This window comes from Curtobacterium sp. BNK-1 (genome assembly GCF_048685235.1).
Lineage (GTDB): Bacteria > Pseudomonadota > Gammaproteobacteria > Enterobacterales > Enterobacteriaceae > Pantoea > Pantoea agglomerans.
The window spans coordinates 1110595-1130087 of the sequence record NZ_JBLQTJ010000001.1 but is presented as its reverse complement, the minus strand read 5'-3'; the positions used below and the strand labels follow the sequence as shown (position 1 = coordinate 1130087).

Sequence of the window (19493 nt, the reverse complement as noted above, 5' to 3'; positions counted from 1 at the left end):
TTGCCGCTAGCGAGCCGGTCAAGCCGCTTTCTCAGGGTTTACTCCGTTACGCTTTTTCGCTAGCGTGTGGCCTCTTCTACCATGGATGGCCCTTATCGCTATGTACTCCGGACTCCTGATTATTCTTCTGCCGCTGATCGCCGGCTGGCTGCTACCGTTCCGTCAAACTTCAACCCTGCGCCGGGTCAATCAGCTGCTGGGCTGGATGGTTTACGTCATTCTGTTCTTTATGGGCATCAGCCTGGCCTTTCTCGACAACCTGAGCAGCAATCTGCTGGCGGTATTTCACACCGCGCTGGTAGCGGCCTTCTGCATTCTGCTGTGCAACCTGCTGGCGCTGCGCGGGCTGGAAAAATATGCCCCCTGGCAGCATGCACACCGGCAGGAGAAACTGCCCTCGCGGCTGCATATGGCGCTGGACTCTCTGAAGCTATGCGGCGTGGTTGTCATCGGTTTTCTGCTTGGCCTGACCCAGTGGCCACTGCTGCAACACGCCTCGACGGCCAGCGAATATGCGCTGATCTTCCTGCTGTTTCTGGTTGGCATTCAGCTGCGCGGCAGCGGCATGACGCTGCGTCAGATTATCCTGAACCGTCGTGGCCTGCTGGTTGCCAGCGTAGTGCTGGTCAGCGCGCTTATCGGCGGCATGATTGCGGCGTTGCTGCTGGGCGTGCCGCTGAAAACCGGTCTGGCGTTAGCCAGCGGTTTTGGCTGGTACTCTCTCTCCGGCATTCTGATGACCGAAGCTTTTGGTCCGGTCATCGGCAGCGCCGCCTTCTTCAACGACCTGATACGTGAACTGGTGGCAATCATGCTCATTCCGGCGTTGATTGGCCGTCATCGCTCCAGCGCACTGGGCCTGTGTGGCGCCACCTCAATGGACTTTACCCTGCCGGTGCTGCAACGGGCGGGCGGCAATGAGATCGTCCCGGCCGCCATTGTGCACGGCTTTGTGATGAGCCTGCTGGCCCCGATTCTTATCGCCCTCTTCTCCGCCTGAATCCTGTCTGATATGCGCTGAGCTCTGCCAGCGCATTTTTTCACGCCTGCTTTTCTGCCGTGTCGTCTACGCTTCTTTTTTCGGTTCTGGTCACGTCACTCTTCAGGGCGGGCCGACAAAGGAGAAGAGCATGAAACAAACCGTCGCGGCGCTGGTCGCCAAAACGCTGGAAAGCGCGGGCGTAAAACGCATCTGGGGCGTCACCGGGGATTCCCTTAACGGCCTGAGCGACAGTCTTAATCGCATGGGCACCATTGAATGGATGCCGACGCGCCATGAAGAAGTCGCCGCATTCGCAGCGGGCGCGGAAGCGCACATCAGCGGTGAACTGGCGGTCTGCGCCGGCTCCTGTGGGCCAGGCAACTTACATCTGATCAACGGTCTATTCGATTGCCATCGTAACCGCGTTCCTGTTCTGGCGATTGCGGCACATATTCCCTCCAGCGAAATCGGCAGCGGCTATTTTCAGGAAACCCATCCGCAGGAGCTGTTCCGCGAATGCAGCCACTACTGCGAACTGGTTTCGAACCCTGAGCAGCTCCCGCAGGTGCTGGGCATCGCGATGCGTAAAGCGATTCTGAATCGTGGTGTCTCGGTGGTGGTGCTGCCTGGGGATGTCGCGCTTAAACTGGCGCCAGAGAGCGCCAGCGCGGAATGGTATCCGCCACAGTTGCCGCAGGTCCTGCCACAGCCCGCCGAACTGGTGCAGCTGGCGCAGACGCTGAACGAAGCCAGCGATATTACGCTGCTGTGCGGCAGTGGCTGCGCCGGAGCGCATCAGGAGGTGGTAGCGCTGGCAGAAGCGCTGAAAGCCCCTATCGTCCATGCGCTGCGCGGCAAAGAACACATCGAATATGACAACCCTTATGATGTCGGCATGACCGGTCTGATCGGTTTCTCATCCGGTTTCCACGCCATGATGAATGCCGGGACGCTGGTGTTGCTGGGCACGCAGTTTCCCTATCGCGCCTTCTATCCGGAAAAGGCTAAAATCATCCAGATTGATATCAATCCGGGCAGCCTTGGGTCACATTGTCACGTCGATCAGGCCTATGTCGGCGATGTGAAAAGCACACTGCAGGCGCTGCTGCCACAACTGACACACAAAAGCGATCGCAGCCATCTCGACAGCGCGGTTAAGCACTATGGCGAGGCGCGCAAAAGTCTGGACGAACTGGCGCAGCCCAACGACAAGCAGCCGATCCATCCGCAATATCTGGCACAGCAGATCAGCCACTACGCCAGTGATGACGCCATCTTTACCTGCGATGTCGGGACACCGACCGTCTGGGCGGCGCGCTATCTGAAGATGAACGGCAGACGTCGCCTGCTGGGTTCGTTTAACCACGGCTCAATGGCGAACGCGATGCCACAGGCGCTGGGCGCGCAGTCGATTGATCGCAATCGTCAGGTGGTAGCACTGTGTGGCGACGGCGGCTTCAGCATGCTGATGGGGGATTTTATCTCGCTGGCGCAACTGAAAATGCCGGTCAAACTGGTGATCTTCAACAACAGCGTGCTGGGCTTTGTGGCGATGGAGATGAAAGCGGGTGGCTATCTCACCGATGGCACCGAGCTGGAGAATCCTGACTTTGCCGCTATTGCCGAGGCCTGCGGTATCCGGGGCATCCGGGTGGAAAAGGCATCTGATCTCAATGGCGCGCTGGAGCAGGCGTTTGCCCACGATGGCCCGGTGCTGGTGGATGTCATTACCGCCAAAGAGGAACTGGCGATGCCGCCCGAGATCAAAATGGAGCAGGCTAAAGGCTTCAGTCTCTACATGCTGCGCGCCATTATGAATGGTCGCGGTGATGAGGTGGTAGAACTGGCGAAAACCAACTGGCTGCGGTAAAACAGAGACTCCATCCAGGCGGGCGCGATGCCCGCCTTTTTTTCTTCCGCCATGTTCAGGAGCATAGGGTGATCGATTTACGCAGTGATACCGTAACCCGGCCCAGCGCCGCCATGTTAAGCGCGATGATGTCTGCCGAAACCGGTGATGACGTCTACCGTGACGACCCCACCGTAAATGCGCTGGAGGCGGAAGCCGCACGGCTGAGCGGCAAAGCAGCGGCGCTGTTTTTCCCGACCGGCACCCAGGCGAATCTGGTGGCGCTACTCAGCCATTGCGAACGCGGCGATGAATATATCGTCGGTCAGCAGGCGCACAACTACAAATATGAGGCGGGCGGCGCGGCGGTGCTGGGCAGTATTCAGCCACAGCCGATTCTGGCCGCCGACGATGGCACCCTGCCGCTCGACGTAGTAGCGGCCGCCATCAAGCCGGACGATATTCACTTTGCCCGCACCCGTCTGCTGAGTCTGGAGAACACGCATCACGGTAAAGTCCTGCCGCTGGCGTATCTGGAACAGGCGTGGACTTTTACCCGCGAGCACCAGCTGGCGCTGCACATTGATGGCGCACGCATTTTCAATGCGGTAGTCGCGCAGCAGACCACGCTGGCGGCGATTGCCCGCTACTGCGACACCCTGACCATCTGTCTCTCTAAAGGTCTGGGCACGCCTGTCGGTTCTCTGCTGTGTGGCGACACGGCGCTGATTGAGCGCGCACGTCGCTGGCGTAAAATGACCGGCGGCGGCATGCGCCAGGCCGGTATTCTGGCAGCGGCGGGTCTCTATGCGTTAGAACACAATGTGGCGCGGCTGCAGGAGGATCATGACAATGCCGCCTGGCTGGGACAGCAGTTGCATGAGCTGGGCGTTCAGGTCATCGATCAGCAGACCAACATGCTGTTTGTGGCGGTGCCGGAAGCCCAGGTCAAACCATTAGGTGAGTGGATGAAGGCGCGCGGGGTGTTAATCAGCGCAGGAACCCGCACCCGTCTGGTCACCCATCTGGATGCTGATCGTGCGGCACTGGCGCAGGTCGTCGCCCACTGGAAGGCGTTTTTACACCAATAATCCGCTATTGCGCCGCGCCATATTTATCCAGTAGCGCGGCGGCTATCGCGGCGGTTTCTGCATCGGGCTGGCCGCGATAATCCTCAGGCCGGAAATGCATCTGAAATGCGGCGATTACCCTCTGCTGTTCACGCGCGCTCATCCCTGCCGTCACCGGATAGCCATAGCGCTGCAAACTTTCCAGTAGTGGCTCCACGGGCACCACCGCGTGCGGATCCTGACCCGCTAAATGAAACTGCACTCGTCCGGCATCGGGCCAGGCACCCATTCCGCGCTGGGCCAGCTGATGCCACGGAAAGAGTGGGCCGGGATCCTGCTTACGCTGCGGCGCGATATCACTGTGACCGACAATATTTTCCGGTGTGATGCCGTAGCGCTGTGCAATATCGCGCAGCAGCGCCTCCAGCGTGGTGATCTGCGCAGCGGTAAATGGCTGCCATTCAAGATCGGTCAGGGTCCGGCGATACCCCTGGTTCACCAGTTCGATACCAATCGATGTGTCATTGATGCGGCTGGCTCCGCGCCAGAAGCTTGGACCGGCATGCCAGGCGAGTTGCTGCTCCGGCACCAGTTGCCAGATAACACCTTTCCCGGCGCGCTGTGGCGGCTGGCGGGGGATCAGATAGTGGGCGCTGACTTCCCGATCGGTCAGGGTCGCCAGCGACGAAGAAAAATCTTCGGCGGTGTAGTGGATCACAATCACCTTCACCCGCGGTCGCGCGCCCTGCGCCGGATGCCGCACATCGGCCCAGTAGCCGTCACGGGATTCTATCCCGGACTGGCAGCCCGCCAGCAGCAGCGTCAGTATCAGCCACAGCCAACGTTTCAACGAATGATCACCGCCGTGCCGCTGACGCTCACCATCAGCATGCTGCCATCTTTGCCGACCGTTTCGTAATCAATATCGATACCGACCACGGCGTTGGCGCCCAGCGCTTTTGCCTGCTCCTCCAGCTCTTCAAACGCGATCTCTCGCGCTTTGCGCAGCTCTTTCTCGTAAGCACCGGAGCGGCCACCGACCACATCACGGATGCCAGCGAAAAAGTCACGGAAGATGTTGGCACCCAGAATCGCTTCACCGGTGACGACGCCACAATATTCGCTGATGCTGTGACCTTCCAGCGTGGGGGTTGTTGAAAATTTCATCGCATTCTCCTTGTTGAAAACCGGGCTAAGGCTCTTTCGACTAAAAAGCACGGCTATACTCTATGCTAAAAAGGGCACCTTGCCAGAGAACCATAAGGAAATCGAGATGAGAAACAACGCGTTTGCGCTAATGATCCCGGCGGCCCTGCTGCTCAGCGCCTGTACCACCGTTGAGCCAGTGATTAAGGATAATGGCCCACGTACCGCACCGTGCATTGAAGGCGGTCCTGACCAGGTGGCCCAGCAGTTTTACGACCTGCGTATCGAACAGCCTACGCAGGGTCTGCCCGACAGCAACACCCTGGCAAAATATCGCCCTTACCTGAGTGATGCGCTGTACCACTCATTGCAGGCGGCCAGCGGCAGCAATGCAGGCGCACAGTGGCGCAATGGCGATCTCTTCTCCAGCCTGTCACAGGGTCCGACCGCTGCCAGCGTCGCTGATGCTTCCACCATTCCGAACCGCGATGCACGCAACATCCCGCTGCGGGTCGACCTGAGCCGCGACGGCAAGCAGTGGCAGGATGAAGTGCTGATGATCCATCAGCGCAGTTGCTGGGTGGTGGATGATGTGCGCTACATGGCCAACCCTGCGCATGCAGAGGGTGGCAGCCTGAGCCAGATGCTTGAGAAATCGAAAAAATAACCTCAGGCTTAACCGTTCAGAGAAGCGCAGTCGCCCCCGGGCGCTGCGCTTTTTTTATTTCCGCCGCCCGTCCCGCTGCAGCGCGCTGCTCCCAGGCAGTGCATGATATTGTGCTAAGCTTTTGCGGTTAGCCTGCTGTTTTAGAAATTTTAACCCACCTTATTTGCATAACTATTCTGGTGACGTTAAAATCCGCGACACTAATAGCTATTCAAATCTGGCGCATGAGTATTCAACTAAACGCAATAAACTGCTTCTACGGTGCTCATCAGGCGCTGTTCGACATTAACCTTGAGTGTCCGCAAGGCGAGACCCTGGTGCTGCTGGGTCCCAGCGGTGCGGGTAAGAGTTCGCTGCTGCGGGTGCTTAACCTGCTGGAGCAACCGCGTTCAGGTCAGTTGCAGATTGCCGGTAATCAGTTCGACTTCAGCCAGAAACCCTCCGATGCTGCGATTCGCGAACTGCGTCAGAACGTCGGTATGGTGTTTCAGCAGTACAATCTCTGGCCGCATCTTACCGTGCTGCAGAATCTGATTGAAGCGCCCTGCCGGGTACTGGGCCTCAGCAAAAGTGACGCCCGCGCCCGCGCCGACAAGCTGCTTGACCGGCTGCGCCTGACGCCCTACAGCGATCGCTTTCCGCTGCATCTCTCCGGTGGTCAGCAGCAGCGTGTGGCGATTGCCCGCGCGCTGATGATGGAGCCGCAGGTGCTGCTGTTCGATGAGCCGACTGCCGCGCTGGACCCTGAAATTACCGCACAGATTGTCAGTATCATTCGCGAACTGGCCCAGACCCGCATTACCCAGGTGATTGTGACCCATGAAGTGGAGGTGGCACGTAAAACGGCCAGCCGCGTCGTCTATATGGAGAACGGTCACATTGTGGAACAGGGCGATGCCAGCCGCTTTACACAGCCGCAAACCGAGGCGTTTGCTCACTATCTTTCGCACTAAGTCAGGATGCTAAAAATGAAAAAAATGGTACTTGCTGCACTGCTTGCTGGTTTTAGCCTGAGCGCTACGGCGGCACAGACGATTCGTTTTGCGACCGAAGCCTCTTATCCTCCTTTTGAGTTTGTGGATGCGGACAACAAGATTCAGGGCTTTGATGTCGATCTGGCCAATGCGCTGTGTAAAGAGATTGATGCGACCTGCACCTTCACCAATCAGGCGTTCGACAGCCTGATCCCAAGCCTGAAATTCCGTCGTTTTGATGCGGTGATGGCGGGCATGGATATCACACCAGATCGTGAAAAACAGGTCCTGTTCACCAAGCCTTACTACGACAACTCCGCGCTGTTTGTTGCCCAGAAAGGCAAAGTCGCCAGCGTGGAAGCGCTGAAAGGCAAGCGGGTTGGCGTCCAGAACGGCACCACGCATCAGAAATACCTGACTGAGAAACACAGCGAAATCACCACCGTTCCTTACGACAGCTATCAGAATGCGGTGCTGGATCTGAAAAATGGCCGTATTGATGCTGTGTTCGGTGACACCGCAGTCGTCAACGAATGGCTGAAGCAGAATGCCGCGCTGGCTGCCGTTGGTGAGAAAGTCACGGACAAAGCCTACTTTGGTACCGGCCTGGGCATTGCGGTACGTACCGGTAACACCGAGCTGCAGACCAAATTCAATGGCGCGCTCGATAAGATCAAAGCAGACGGCACGTACAAAACCATCTACAGCAAATGGTTCCAGCAGTAATCTCTGATGAATGAAATGATGACCCTCGCAAGCGCCGCCGGCATGACCGTCGGCCTTGCTGTTTGTGCTCTCATCGCTGGCCTGGTGCTGGCGATGATTTTCGCTGGCTGGGAGTCACTGCGCCTGAAACCGCTGGCGTGGATTGGCACCGGCCTGGTGACGCTGATCCGCGGCCTGCCGGAAATTCTGGTGGTGCTGTTTATCTATTTTGGCGCCTCACAGCTGCTGCTCACCCTCTCTGACGGCTTCACCCTGAATTTCGGCCTGTTTCAGTTACCGATTCAGGTTGAAATTGAAAACTTCGACGTCAGTCCGTTCCTGTGCGGTGTGATAGCGCTGGCGATGCTCTATGCCGCCTACGCCTCGCAGACGCTGCGCGGCGCGCTGAAAGCGGTGCCGATGGGTCAGTGGGAGTCGGGTCAGGCGCTGGGCATGAAAAAATCGGCCATCTTTCTCCGGCTGATTATGCCGCAGATGTGGCGTCACGCCCTGCCCGGTCTGGGCAATCAGTGGCTGGTGCTGCTGAAAGATACTGCGCTGGTCTCGCTGATTAGCGTCAACGATCTGATGCTGCAAACCAAAAGTATCGCCACCCGCACGCAGGAGCCGTTTACCTGGTTCCTGGTGGCGGCCGCTATCTACTTAGTGATCACGCTGTTCAGCCAGGCGGTGTTACGCCGCATCGAACTGCGCACCACCCGCTTTGAACGGGGGAACAGCTAATGCTGGCCTATCTGCCTGAACTCCTGAAAGGGTTGCATACCAGCCTGACGCTGACGGCAGCCTCGCTGGTCGTGGCCCTGCTGCTGGCGCTGCTCTTCACCGTGGTGCTGTCGCTGAAAACGCCGGTGTTCAACCCGCTGGTCAAAGGCTTTATTACACTGTTTACCGGCACACCGCTGCTGGTGCAGATCTTCCTGATCTATTACGGTCCGGGACAGTTTCCCTCGATCCAGCAGATCCCCTGGCTGTGGCATTTACTGTCGCAGCCCTGGCTGTGCGCGATGCTGGCGCTGTCGCTGAACAGCGCGGCTTACACCACGCAGCTGTTTTACGGTGCGGTGCGTGCGATTCCTTCCGGACAGTGGCAATCGTGTGCCGCGCTCGGCATGAGCCGCAAAGATACCCTGCGCATTCTGCTGCCATATGCATTTAAACGCGCCCTCTCATCCTACTCCAATGAAGTGGTGCTGGTGTTCAAAGGCACCTCGCTGGCCTACACCATCACCCTGATGGAAGTCATGGGCCACGGCCAGTTGCTCTATGGCCGCACCTACGACATCACGGTCTATGCCGCGGCGGGTCTGGTTTATCTCTGCGTTAACGGTCTGCTGACGCTGATGATGCGGCTGATCGAAAAACGCGCCCTGGCCTTTGAACGACGTAACTGATATCCGGGCGAGGCCCCTCGCCCTTTTCGCCTGAAAAATCACACTAATTGCATAAAAATGCATTTTATGGCAGGGTATCGCCTTCTCTGGCTGACCACATCACAGGAATCATAAAATGAAAAAATGGATTGTTGCCGCTGCGCTGGCTTCGCTGGCACTTACCGCCCAGGCAGCGGAAAAGATTCGCTTCGCCGCTTCAGCGACTTATCCGCCGTTTGAATCCCTGGATCGGGAAAATAACCTGGTGGGATTCGATATCGATCTGGCCAAAGCGCTGTGCCAGCAGATGAAAGCGGAGTGTACCTTTACCAACAATGCCTTCGACAGCCTGATCCCGTCACTGAAGTTCCGCCGCTATGACGCGGTGATTTCCGGCATGGATATCACCACTGAGCGCAGCAAGCAGGTCGATTTTACCCAGCCTTATTACGCTAACTCCGCCATCGTGATCGCCCGTAAAGGCCAGTTCAGCAGCTTTGCTGAGCTTAAGGGCAAACGCATCGGCGTGGAAAACGGCACCACTCACCAGAAGTACCTGCAGGATAAGCATCCGGAAGTGAAAGTGGTGGCCTATGACAGCTATCAGAATGCGATTCTGGATATGAAGAGTGGCCGGCTGGATGGCGTATTTGGCGACAGCGCGGTGGTGAATCAGTGGCTGAAGACCAATGCGGATCTCGCCACTGTCGGTGAACATGTTACGGATGCGGACTACTTTGGCACCGGTCTCGGCATTGCCGTGCGTAAAGGCAATACGGCGCTTCGCGATCAGTTCAATCAGGCGCTGAACGAACTGAAAGCCAACGGAAGCTGGCAGCAGCTTAATCAGAAGTGGTTCCCGGAGTAATTACCGGCTGAGGCAGCCTCTGCCGATGCTTTCCCGGACGCGTGCTGACGGCGGGTTAACAGCGTCAGCACTTCAGAATGGGCGGTGTGGGGAAACATATCGAACAGTTGCACCTTCGTCACCTCATAGGCGCTCAGTCGGGCAATATCCTGCGCCATGGTCTGCGGATTACAGCTTGAATAGAGCAGATAATCCGGGGCCATCTGGCTGAGATAGTCGCACAGCGCCTCACCAATCCCACGACGCGGCGGATTAACCAGCACCAGCTGCGGCACCGCATCGCGTCCGGTCGCAAACGCCGTAGAATCCAGCGCCGCAAACTGCACTTTTTCCAGTCCCAGCATCTCAGCGGAACGTTGGGCGCATTTTATCGCCTCGGCGCTGATCTCAATGCCCGTCAGTTCCATCTCCGCTGTCGCGCAGTGCAGACCAAAACCGCCTACGCCGCAGAAGAGATCCCACATGCTGTTGACCGGCAGCGCCCTGACCCAGTCGCGCGCGGTGGCATAGAGTGCGCTGGCAACCTGCGGGTTGGTCTGGAAGAAGCTTTGCGGGCGGATCCACAGCGGCACGCCGTTGAAGTTCTCTGCCAGCGACTGCGCGGGCGTCAGCGCAATCTCCTCTTCCCCCTCCAGAATCGCCATATGCACCGGCTGAATATTGGCAGAGATCACCGCCAGCTGCGGCAATTGCTGTTGCAGCCACGGCAATGCGGCGCGCAGCTGTTCCAGTTTCGCGGTTGAACGCAGGACAAAGCGCAGCATCACGCCGCCCTGCTGGCTTTCGGTTATCAGCAGGAATTTGAGTTCGCCGCGTTTGCGCGCCACGTTATAGGGCGTCAGTCCGGCACGGGCGATAAAGGGCTTAAGTGCAGCAAAAACCGGCTGGAAGCTGGCGGGATAGAGCGGACAATCGCACAGATCCACAGCTTCACCATCACGATGGATTAATCCCAGCACCGGACGCTCGACGCTGCCACTCACCACCATTTTGGCTTTATTACGAAATGCCTGCTGCGGTGATGCGACCGGCGGCAACCAGGCAGCGACCGGCTGCTCAGCCAGTAACTGTTCCAGCAGCGACTGTTTGTCGTTCAGCTGAGTGGGATAGGGTTTTTCCAGCCACTGACAGGAGCGGCAACGGTTAGCGTCATAAAGCGCGCAGTGCATGGTAAAGCCTTAACGATCGGGTCGGGCGGAGCGCGATTGTATCATCGCTTCCTGAAAAAAGCGCGGCTGCTGGCAGGCAGAAACAGCAGCAGGAGCACCAGCAGATCGGGGATTTTCTGCGACAGGGTATGGTGGATAATCTGGACGTTATTGTCGCCATCAATGCTGAAAATCTCGGGGTAGATCCAGCCCAGCGAGGCGACCAGCAAATAGCTGAGCACAATCACCTGCGTCGCCACATAGCCCCAGCGTCCACGGTTACTGCCGCGCATCAGGGTAAAGGCGCAGCGCAGTTCGAACAGGAAGATCAGCTGGCTGGCGATAAAGATGAGTGTCGCGTCCCAGGACTGGGCGCTGCGGTGAACAAAGTTGGCGAGTTCGCTGTAACCCAGCTCGTTTGCCAGCATCAGGACGCTCAGGCAGCGGGTCGCGATAATAGCAATGCCCGCAACCGTCACCGGAACCGGCGCGATTGAAAGCGTGGCACTGCTTTTGAAGATTTCTGACATAGTCCGTGACTCCACCTGACCGAAAAACGGGCCGGTCAGACCGGCCCGTTCATATAGTGGCAAAGGTTACGGATTTCAGCCACGTTTAGCTTTCTGAATATCGCTTAAACGTTGTTTTTCTTCGTGTGCCATCACCCGCCAGGCGATAAAACCCACTAAACCGACCACAAACAGGATCAATGAAGCCAGCGCATTGATTTCCGGGTTAACGCCGCGTCGCACGGTGGCGAAGATCGCCATCGGCAATGTGGTGGCACCCGGCCCGGTCACAAAGCTGGCGATCACCAGATCGTCGAGTGACAGGGTAAACGCCAGCAGCCAGCCGGTCACAATAGCCGGTGCAATCATGGGCACGGTAATCACAAAAAAGACCTTCAGCGGCGTTGCGCCTAAATCCATCGCCGCCTCTTCGATGGAGCGGTCCAGCTCACGCAGACGCGAGTTAATCACCACGGCCACATAGGCGGTACAGAAGGTGACGTGGGCCAGCCAGATGGTCAGCATGCCGCGTTCGCTCGGCCAGCCAAAGGCGTTACCCATTGCTACAAACAGCAGCAGCAGCGACAGTCCGGTGATGACGTCGGGCATCACCAGCGGCGCGGTCAGCATAAAGGCAAAACCGTTGTGGCCGCGGAAGCGACCAAAGCGCACGATAATCACCGCCGCCAGCGTGCCCAGCACCACCGCCATGGTGGCGGAGAGACCGGCAATGCTCAGACTCAGCAGCACGGCGTCAATCATCGCGCTGTCCTGGAAGAGCACCCTGTACCAGTGGAACGAGAAGCTCTCCCACACCGTCACCAGCGGTGAGCTGTTGAAGGAGTAAACCACCAGCAACAGCATCGGCGCATAGAGGAACAGGAAGCAGCAGACCAGAATACCGGTACGCCAGGGTGAGCGAATGGTTGGCAAATTATTCATGCCTTCTCTCCCATTTCACGGTTTTGATGCTTATGGAACCAGATGATCGGCAGAATCAGGATCAGCAGAATGATAACCGCCAGCGCGGAGGCCACCGGCCAGTCGCGGTTGTTAAAGAACTCCTGCCACAGGATACGGCCAATCATGATGCTATCCGGGCCACCCAGCAGTTCAGGGATCACGTACTCCCCCACCGCCGGGATAAACACCAGCATCGATCCGGCGATAATGCCCCCTTTTGTCAGCGGGACAATCACGCTGAAAAAGGTCTTCAGCGGACGCGCACCCAGATCCAGTGAGGCTTCCACCAGCGAGTAATCAATGCGGGTCAGCGCGGTGTAGATTGGCAGCACCATAAACGGCAGATAGCAGTAGACGATACCGATATAGACCGCTGTATTGGTGTAGAGGATCACCAGCGGATGATCGATCACCCCCAGCCACAGCAGGAACCGGTTCAGGATACCGTTGTTGTTAAGCAGCCCCATCCAGGCGTAGACGCGCACCAGAAATGAGGTCCACGACGGCAGGATCACCAGCAGCAGCAGAATGGTGCGCATGGATGGCTTGCTGTGCGCCACGGCCCAGGCGAGCGGGTAGCCAATCAGCAGACAGATCACCGTGGAGATCGCCGCCACTTTCAGCGACTGCAGATAGGCATCGACGTAGAGCGGATCGTCGGTCAGCGTCAGGTAGTTGCCGAAATTGAGCACAATGCTGAACTGGTCATCAGCCCAGCTCACCAGCTCGGTGTAGGGGGGAATCGCACGCGCAATGTCCGCGAAGCTGATCTTCAGCACCGTCAGAAACGGCAGCAGAAACAACAGCACCAGCCAGACATAAGGCAAGGCGATCACCAGCTTGCGGCCATGCTGCATTTTTATCCGCGTGGCCCAGCGTTGCAGCGGCGTGCCGACCAGTCGGGCAGGCGCTTTAGCGCGTTGGAAAATCTGGCTCATAGCCGCTCCTTAAACCGTCAACACCACGCAGCTGTCGCATTCCCAGCAGAGGCGGACTTCATCACCCCAGGTCGGCAACCCTTTGCGGTAGCGATGCGCGTTTTGCAACTGTGCGCTGATCATCTGTCCGCTGTGCAGACGGACATGGAAGATAGAGAGGTCGCCGAGATAGGCGATGTGGACCACTTCACCCACCGCAAAGTTACAGCCATCGGCAGGCACCTCATCGCACAACATCACTTTTTCCGGGCGCAGTGCGACATGGACCGGAACGTTATCCACCACTGAAACATCGGAGTCGACTTTCAGCGGATGCATCAGGCCGGGACTGTCGATCACCAGGCCATCCGCCTGACGTTCACGCAGTAAGCCTTCGAAAACGTTAACCGAACCGATAAATTCCGCGCTGTAGCGGCTGGTAGGATGCTCGTAGATCTCCTCCGGTTCACCAATCTGTACGAACTTGCCGCGATTCATAATCGCGATACGGCCCGCCATGGTCATCGCCTCTTCCTGATCGTGCGTCACCATCACACAGGTGGCGCCAACACGCTCCAGAATATCGACCACTTCCAGCTGCATCCTGTCGCGCAGCTTCTTGTCCAGTGCCCCCATCGGCTCATCCAGCAGCAGTAGTTTTGGCCGTTTCGCCAGGCTGCGGGCCAGCGCCACACGCTGACGCTGACCACCGGAGAGCTGGTGCGGTTTGCGTTTAGCAAACTCCTGCATATGCACCAGCGCCAGCATCTCTGCTACCCGGCTGGTGATCTCCCCTTTCGGCAGCCGATCCTGTTTCAGACCAAAGGCGATATTCTGCTCCACCGTCATGTGGGGAAACAGCGCGTAGGACTGGAACATCATGTTGATCGGGCGCTGATAGGGAGCAACGTGGGACAGATCCTGGCCATCCAGCACAATCTGCCCGCTGGTTGGCGGCTCAAAACCGGCCAGCATGCGCAGCAGCGTTGATTTACCACAGCCCGATGCGCCCAGCAGGGCAAAGATCTCACCTTTATAAATTGTCAGGCTGACATCATCCACGGCGTGTTGCCCGTCAAAGGATTTGGTCAGATTGCGAATTTCCAGCAGTGGCGTTAACGCCTTTGCGGTTTTATTTTGAGGACGGGGAATGGCATCGTTCACAAAGGTTCTCTCCGGAGCCAGGCGGAACATGGCGACAAAATTTGCCGCTAAAAATGGCACAACAGAGGCCGACACCGCGCCTCTGTTGCTGATACATGACAGGTCAATCCGTTAAGGACGAATTACTTACCACTTTTTACTTTAGTCCATGCGCGCGTACGCACACGATCCAGTTTAGGATCCTGGACTTTCAGCACAAACAATTTCGACATCGCTTCTGGCGTCGGGAAGATACCCGGGTTGTTGCGGACGTCGGCATTGATCAAGGGCAGCGACGCTTTGTTGCCGTTGGCGTAGTTCATTTTGTTGGAGACATCGGCGATCACTTTCGGATCCATGATGTAGTTCAGCCAGGCGTAAGCACCATCGAGGTTTTTCGCATCTTTCGGGATCGCCATCATATCGAAGAAGGCCAGTGCGCCCTCTTTCGGTACGCTGTAGCCCAGATGCACGCCATTTTTCGCCGCATCAGCACGGTTTTTCGCCTGCAGAATATCGCCTGACCAGCCAATGGCGACGCAGATATTACCGTTGGCCAGATCGTTGATGTACTGCGATGAATGGAAGTAGCGGATATTCGGACGCAGTTTCAGCAGCAGGTCAGTGGCCGCGCCCGAATACTCTTTAGCATCAGAGGTGTTAGGATCTTTGTCCAGGTAGTTGAGCACCGTGGCGAAAATCTCTTCTGGCGCATCCAGGAAGGAGACGCCGCAGCTTTTCAGCTTCTCCAGATTTTCCGGCTTCAGCACCAGATCCCAGCTGTTGACCGGCGCATCGGCGCCCAGTGCGGCTTTGACCTTGTCGACGTTGTAGCCGATACCGGTGGTGCCCCACAGATAAGGAATGGCATATTTATTACCCGGATCGTGCTGCGCCACTTTCTCCATCAGCGCCGGATCGAGGTTTTTGTAGTTAGGCAGTTTGCTCTTATCCAGCGGCTGGAATACCCCGGACTGCAGCTGACGCGCCAGGAAGCTGGAGGATGGCACCACCACATCATAGCCGGTGCTGCCCGCCATCAGTTTGCCTTCCAGGACTTCGTTGGAGTCAAACACATCGTAGACCACTTTGATGCCGGACTGCTTTTCAAAGTTCGGCACGGTATCTGGCGAAATATAATCGGACCAGTTGTAGACGTGCAGCGTTTTATCTTCCGCCATGCTGCTGGCCGATGCGGCCATTAGCGCAGCAGCTACCACAGCTGACAGCCATTTCTGACGTGAGTTGAACATATTTTTCCATCCTCCTGAGCGGGTCATTACAACGCTGCAAACCAGAGATCCCTGCATTGCGTTCTGTACAAGACGTCAGTGACACAATGAATCATTATTCAGCGGGAGTTTAATAGCAAAAACCTATAGCTGAGGCGCAGTTACGCGCCTGTTACAGCCCCGCAAGCATAGCCCCCCCGGTCAGGCTTCACCAGACCCCAGCGTAAAAAACGCCTGAAAGCGATATTTTATGCATGTTTGAGCTATGAGGTTCGGCTTTGATGGCATAAACCACGACTAATATCTGGCGTTAAAGGGCAAAATGCAGAATAAAAAATTATCGCGGCAGCGGATGGCGGGCATAAAAAAGCCGTCTCAGGGACGGCTTAGTGTGTGACCATGTCGGGCTTAGTGCAGCACAGAATGAACGCTGGTCACCGGAACGTGCTCTTCTTCTTCGCCCACGATCAACAGATTGTTGGCAAAGGCTTCCAGGATCACCATGGAGATCTGCTCTTCACTCTGTTTCATAAAGTGCGAGAACTGACCAAAGGTTAACCCGGCGGTGGTAATCATTGACTGACAGACAATGAGTTTCGGCAGATTATCATCCTGAATGTCGATAAATGCTTTCACCGTCAGCGAACTGGCATTGATCTGCGACAAATCGCCAACCAGTGGAATCAGCGCCGTCGGCTTCACTTCAGCCAGCGCCGAAAACAGAATGACGTTGTCGACCAGATCGATTTTGGCGTCAAACACCCCATCGAAGTTTTGCATGTGCGGCAGATGAAGTGCCTGACAGGCATCGCATTCGAACCAGGTGATATTTTGCTGATCCAGCCAGCGACGCAGCAGGTCGATATCCGGAACGACAAGAGAATCCATCGTAAAATCCCAGTGGGGTGATAAACAGGCGACTTAGCTTACGGAAAAATGCGCGACGATGCCATGAAAACCGCTGAAAAGCGCGTGTCAGCCAGCGGTTTTAGGACGGAGCCCGGGGATGGCCTGCTGCTCAATCCGCTCGATCATCAGGGCGGCGATGTTAAGGTCACTGCTGGTTTCAATGCCTTCAAGACCGGGCGAGGCGTTAACTTCCATCACCAGCGGGCCGCGATGGGCGCGCAGAATATCGACACCCGCCACTTCCAGCCCGAGCGTAGCCGCCGCTTTCACGGCGATCTGCCGCTCCTGTTGCGTAATGACGACCGGGTAAGCTTTGCCGCCGCGATGCAGATTAGAGCGGAAGTCGCCCTCTTTCGCTACCCGCTCAATCGCGGCCACCACCTGATTGCCAATTACAAGACAGCGAACATCACGACCCTGCGCTTCTTTAATAAACTCCTGCACCAGAATATGGGCATTCAGGCCGCGAAAGGCATCGATAACGCTTTCTGCCGCCTGCCGTGTCTCCGCCAGCACCACGCCAATGCCCTGGGTACCTTCCACCAGCTTGACCACCAGCGGCGCACCGCCGACAAGGGCGATCAGATCAGCGGTGTCATCGGGTGAGGAGGCAAAGCCGGTGACCGGCATGTCGATGCCTTCCCGTGCCAGCAGCTGCAGCGAGCGCAATTTGTCACGGGTGCGGGTAATGGCGGCGGACTCATTCAGCGGATAGCTGCCGCACATCTCAAACTGTCGCAGCACGGCCGTGCCATAAAAGGTAATAGGGTTGCCGATGCGCGGGATAACCGCATCAAAATGGCCCAGCGGTTCACCACAGTAGTGAACCGCTGGTGAGGCGGGATTAATATTCATATAGCAGGAGAGCGGATCGATGATCCGGACCTGGTGGCCGCGTGCGGCGGCCTCCTCACGCAGTCGCCGACTGGAGTAGAGCGTCTCATCACGTGACAGGATAGCTATCTTCATCGCTGCTCTCCCTTACTGGCTTAACGCGTGGCCCAGCCCTGCTGATGCAGATAATCGAGCATAAACGGACGCGTCTCTTTAATGATCAGGCGCTGGATCAGCTCACTCCAGGTTTCGCTGCGCTGGTTGCTGTCGCGCTGCTGATAATAGAGCTCTGTGCGGCTATCGTATTCGGCCAGTACCGCCGGATCCAGCGGCTGATAGCGGTTCTCATGCACCAGCATCGCGTGCGGCATACGCGGTTTGACGTCCGGCTTTGACTCCGGATGGCCCAGGCAAAAACCAAACAGCGGCAGAACAAATTTCGGCAGGCCCAGCAGTTCGGTTACTTCCACGATACTGTTACGGATTCCGCCGATAAAGACGCCGCCCAGATCCAGCGATTCCGCCGCGACCATGGCATTCTGACCCATCAGCGCGGTATCGACGCAGCCCAGCAGCAACTGCTCGGCACGACCCAGCTGCGCATCAGGGCAAATCTGCAGGTGGCGATTAAAGTCAGCGCAGAAGATCCAGAACTCAGGCGCATCCGCGACCCAGGTCTGTCCGCCCGTCAGCGTCACCAGCTTGTCGCGCAGGGCTTTGTCGGTGATACGGATAATGGAAGAACACTGTAAAAAACTGGATGTGGACGCCGATTGCGCCGCAGTAATAATCGCTTCACGCTGTGCTTCGCTGACCGGCTGGTCAGTAAAGGCGCGGATTGAACGATGGCTGCATAGTAAATCAATGGTCGGTGTCATAAAGTCTCCAGCAATATTATCTTTTTTTGTCAGTTTGATTAAACAGCTGTGGTGCTATCGCTTTCGCGGTGCGCCACATTAACAGCCAGGCAGCAGGAAGCATCAGAACCACGCCAGCAATAAACAGCACAGTGGCCAGCGTTTTTACATCCGCCTTGTCTGGCAGCGGAAGCCAGTGGTTGATCAGCAGCAGCGCGGCCACGATTAACAGGCCGCCAGCCGCCTCCAGCACCACCACAAACCGGGGTAATCTGGCTACACTCTGCATGATATCCTCCTGCCTTAGCGGCTGACTGAGCGTCAATTATGGTCAACAACCCAAAAATTGCGCGAGATACACGGGCTGCCGGCGCGAAAAAGCCTCTGATTCAGAGGCCTCCTGACCGGGCGGCAATAGCGTGCGGGCATCAGACTAACAGGCAAATCCTGCTTTCCTTAAGCGATACGAGCGGGCATCATGGTTGCCATTCTCTGTTTCATTGTGTGATACACATCACATAATAGTCGCTGCAAGGAGTTCTCAATGATTGCTGTTATTTTTGGTCGTCCGGGCTGTCCCTACTGTGTGCGTGCCCATGAACTGGCCGACAAGCTGACCGCTGAACGTGATGATTTTAGCTACCAGTATGTCGATATTAACGCAGAAGGCATTACTAAAGCCGACCTGGAAGCGAGCGCCGGTAAACCGGTCAGCACCGTGCCACAGATTTTCGTCGACGAAAAACATATCGGTGGCTACACCGAGTTTGCGGCCTGGACCAAAGAGAATCTGGGATTTGCCGCGTAAGCGCTGATAGCCGGAATGAAAAAGGCGAGCCAGGTTTTCCTGTCTCGCCTTTTTGCGCTCTGCCGGTCATCCATCGCCCAACACTGTTTAATTGAGTGAGGCCATCACTATCTGCATCAACCGTACCAGCAAGGCCCCGCAGCCTGCCCAGAACAGCGCGCTGAGGCTCCATGCGACCACAAAGAGTGCGTTGCTGTGGATAAACAGGCTGCTGTTTAACAGCAGTGCTGCCAGTAACGTACCCCATAGCCCCATCAGCAGGGTGCTTTTTAACGGGCTTTCCACCTGCACCAATGCCATCACGATACCGGGCAACATAAAGAGCAGTAATTCGGGCTGACCGCGAAGCGGGCCGGGACCGACCTGCCAGAAATGACAGGTAAAGACAAACACCAGACTATACAACACCACGCCGCACAGGCGGGTAGTCCAGAGATAAGAACGCTGCGGCATACCACCCCACTGATTAAAAGTAACCCCGACAATAACCTGCTGATAACCCTGATGCGTTCAGATGGAAA

Annotated in this window: 23 protein-coding genes; 10 read left to right on the top strand and 13 right to left on the bottom strand. The window is 56.9% G+C overall.

The genetic code is table 11. From position 1 onward, the window contains the following. Positions 1-100: 100 nt before the first annotated feature. The 3 genes from ACMGGP_RS05415 (at position 101) to ltaE (ending at position 3922) form a co-directional block, all read left to right on the top strand. Positions 101-1000, top strand: a complete 900-nt coding sequence (locus tag ACMGGP_RS05415; protein WP_010254448.1) for a LysO family transporter — start codon at positions 101-103, stop codon at positions 998-1000. 130 nt (positions 1001-1130) lie between these two features. Beyond that, on the top strand, positions 1131-2852 hold the full coding sequence (gene poxB / locus ACMGGP_RS05410) for a ubiquinone-dependent pyruvate dehydrogenase (RefSeq protein WP_061901623.1): 1722 nt from the start codon (positions 1131-1133) through the stop codon (positions 2850-2852). A gap of 68 nt (positions 2853-2920) precedes the next feature. After that, the gene (gene ltaE / locus ACMGGP_RS05405; protein WP_010254443.1) at positions 2921-3922 is read left to right on the top strand and encodes a low-specificity L-threonine aldolase; all 1002 of its coding nucleotides are present in this window, start codon (positions 2921-2923) and stop codon (positions 3920-3922) included. Between the two features lie 4 nt (positions 3923-3926). On the opposite strand, the gene ACMGGP_RS05400 is transcribed toward ltaE, so the two are convergent. Then, a complete protein-coding gene (locus ACMGGP_RS05400) occupies positions 3927-4751 on the bottom strand; it encodes an N-acetylmuramoyl-L-alanine amidase (RefSeq protein WP_498798246.1) in 825 nt (274 codons plus the stop codon). Next, positions 4748-5068: a heavy metal-binding domain-containing protein gene (locus ACMGGP_RS05395; RefSeq protein ID WP_003849304.1), complete on the bottom strand. Its 321-nt coding sequence runs from the start codon at positions 5066-5068 to the stop codon at positions 4748-4750. Before ACMGGP_RS05395 ends, ACMGGP_RS05400 begins: the two co-directional genes overlap by 4 nt. Before the next feature lie 106 nt (positions 5069-5174). Here ACMGGP_RS05395 and ACMGGP_RS05390 point away from each other — a divergent pair, with 106 nt between their 5' ends. The 6 genes from ACMGGP_RS05390 (at position 5175) to ACMGGP_RS05365 (ending at position 9652) form a co-directional block, all read left to right on the top strand. After that, on the top strand, positions 5175-5714 hold the full coding sequence (locus tag ACMGGP_RS05390) for a lipoprotein (protein ID WP_498798245.1): 540 nt from the start codon (positions 5175-5177) through the stop codon (positions 5712-5714). Positions 5715-5938: 224 nt separating this feature from the next. Continuing rightward, the gene (gene artP / locus ACMGGP_RS05385) at positions 5939-6667 is read left to right on the top strand and encodes an arginine ABC transporter ATP-binding protein ArtP (protein ID WP_010254433.1); all 729 of its coding nucleotides are present in this window, start codon (positions 5939-5941) and stop codon (positions 6665-6667) included. 15 nt (positions 6668-6682) lie between these two features. Continuing rightward, complete coding sequence (artJ, locus tag ACMGGP_RS05380; RefSeq protein WP_010669747.1) at positions 6683-7414, top strand: arginine ABC transporter substrate-binding protein; 732 nt, start codon at positions 6683-6685, stop codon at positions 7412-7414. Between the two features lie 15 nt (positions 7415-7429). Further along, positions 7430-8137, top strand: coding sequence for an arginine ABC transporter permease ArtQ (gene artQ, locus ACMGGP_RS05375; protein ID WP_498798244.1), 708 nt, complete (start codon positions 7430-7432; stop codon positions 8135-8137). Continuing rightward, positions 8137-8805 (top strand): arginine ABC transporter permease ArtM, encoded by a 669-nt coding sequence (gene artM / locus ACMGGP_RS05370; protein ID WP_031593159.1) that lies wholly within the window; start codon positions 8137-8139, stop codon positions 8803-8805. Before artQ ends, artM begins: the two co-directional genes overlap by 1 nt. 115 nt (positions 8806-8920) lie before the next feature. Beyond that, complete coding sequence (locus ACMGGP_RS05365) at positions 8921-9652, top strand: arginine ABC transporter substrate-binding protein (RefSeq protein WP_010254425.1); 732 nt, start codon at positions 8921-8923, stop codon at positions 9650-9652. Here the strand turns inward: ACMGGP_RS05365 and rlmC are convergent. From rlmC to ACMGGP_RS05315, 10 genes are all read right to left on the bottom strand, one after another. After that, positions 9631-10821: a 23S rRNA (uracil(747)-C(5))-methyltransferase RlmC gene (rlmC, locus tag ACMGGP_RS05360; protein WP_324700312.1), complete on the bottom strand. Its 1191-nt coding sequence runs from the start codon at positions 10819-10821 to the stop codon at positions 9631-9633. The two genes, ACMGGP_RS05365 and rlmC, sit on opposite strands and share 22 nt — an antisense overlap. Positions 10822-10862: 41 nt before the next feature. Beyond that, on the bottom strand, positions 10863-11330 hold the full coding sequence (locus ACMGGP_RS05355) for a YbjO family protein (RefSeq protein ID WP_498798243.1): 468 nt from the start codon (positions 11328-11330) through the stop codon (positions 10863-10865). Positions 11331-11405: 75 nt separating this feature from the next. Then, positions 11406-12251, bottom strand: a complete 846-nt coding sequence (gene potI / locus ACMGGP_RS05350; RefSeq protein WP_010254422.1) for a putrescine ABC transporter permease PotI — start codon at positions 12249-12251, stop codon at positions 11406-11408. After that, entirely contained in the window at positions 12248-13210 is a 963-nt protein-coding gene (potH, locus tag ACMGGP_RS05345; RefSeq protein ID WP_010254421.1) for a putrescine ABC transporter permease PotH, read from the bottom strand. The genes potI and potH overlap by 4 nt, the downstream gene beginning before the upstream one ends. 9 nt (positions 13211-13219) lie before the next feature. Then, a complete protein-coding gene (gene potG, locus ACMGGP_RS05340; protein WP_498798242.1) occupies positions 13220-14428 on the bottom strand; it encodes a putrescine ABC transporter ATP-binding subunit PotG in 1209 nt (402 codons plus the stop codon). A 47-nt stretch (positions 14429-14475) separates the two neighbouring features. Then, positions 14476-15585 carry a spermidine/putrescine ABC transporter substrate-binding protein PotF gene (gene potF / locus ACMGGP_RS05335; protein ID WP_485525010.1) on the bottom strand — a complete coding sequence of 370 codons (1110 nt, stop codon included), beginning with the start codon at positions 15583-15585 and terminating at the stop codon, positions 14476-14478. Positions 15586-15972: 387 nt separating this feature from the next. Beyond that, positions 15973-16452 (bottom strand): YbjN domain-containing protein, encoded by a 480-nt coding sequence (locus tag ACMGGP_RS05330; RefSeq protein ID WP_022625960.1) that lies wholly within the window; start codon positions 16450-16452, stop codon positions 15973-15975. 87 nt (positions 16453-16539) lie between these two features. After that, positions 16540-17442, bottom strand: a complete 903-nt coding sequence (gene rimK / locus ACMGGP_RS05325; protein WP_111533566.1) for a 30S ribosomal protein S6--L-glutamate ligase — start codon at positions 17440-17442, stop codon at positions 16540-16542. 20 nt (positions 17443-17462) lie between these two features. Continuing rightward, a complete protein-coding gene (gene nfsA / locus ACMGGP_RS05320; RefSeq protein WP_010254415.1) occupies positions 17463-18185 on the bottom strand; it encodes an oxygen-insensitive NADPH nitroreductase in 723 nt (240 codons plus the stop codon). Positions 18186-18201: 16 nt separating this feature from the next. Further along, positions 18202-18453, bottom strand: coding sequence for a DUF1418 family protein (locus tag ACMGGP_RS05315; protein ID WP_010254414.1), 252 nt, complete (start codon positions 18451-18453; stop codon positions 18202-18204). A gap of 255 nt (positions 18454-18708) precedes the next feature. Here ACMGGP_RS05315 and ACMGGP_RS05310 point away from each other — a divergent pair, with 255 nt between their 5' ends. Continuing rightward, positions 18709-18972, top strand: a complete 264-nt coding sequence (locus tag ACMGGP_RS05310) for a GrxA family glutaredoxin (protein ID WP_010254413.1) — start codon at positions 18709-18711, stop codon at positions 18970-18972. An 87-nt stretch (positions 18973-19059) separates the two neighbouring features. On the opposite strand, the gene ybjM is transcribed toward ACMGGP_RS05310, so the two are convergent. After that, the gene (ybjM, locus tag ACMGGP_RS05305) at positions 19060-19425 is read right to left on the bottom strand and encodes an inner membrane protein YbjM (protein WP_010254412.1); all 366 of its coding nucleotides are present in this window, start codon (positions 19423-19425) and stop codon (positions 19060-19062) included. Positions 19426-19493 lie beyond the last annotated feature (68 nt).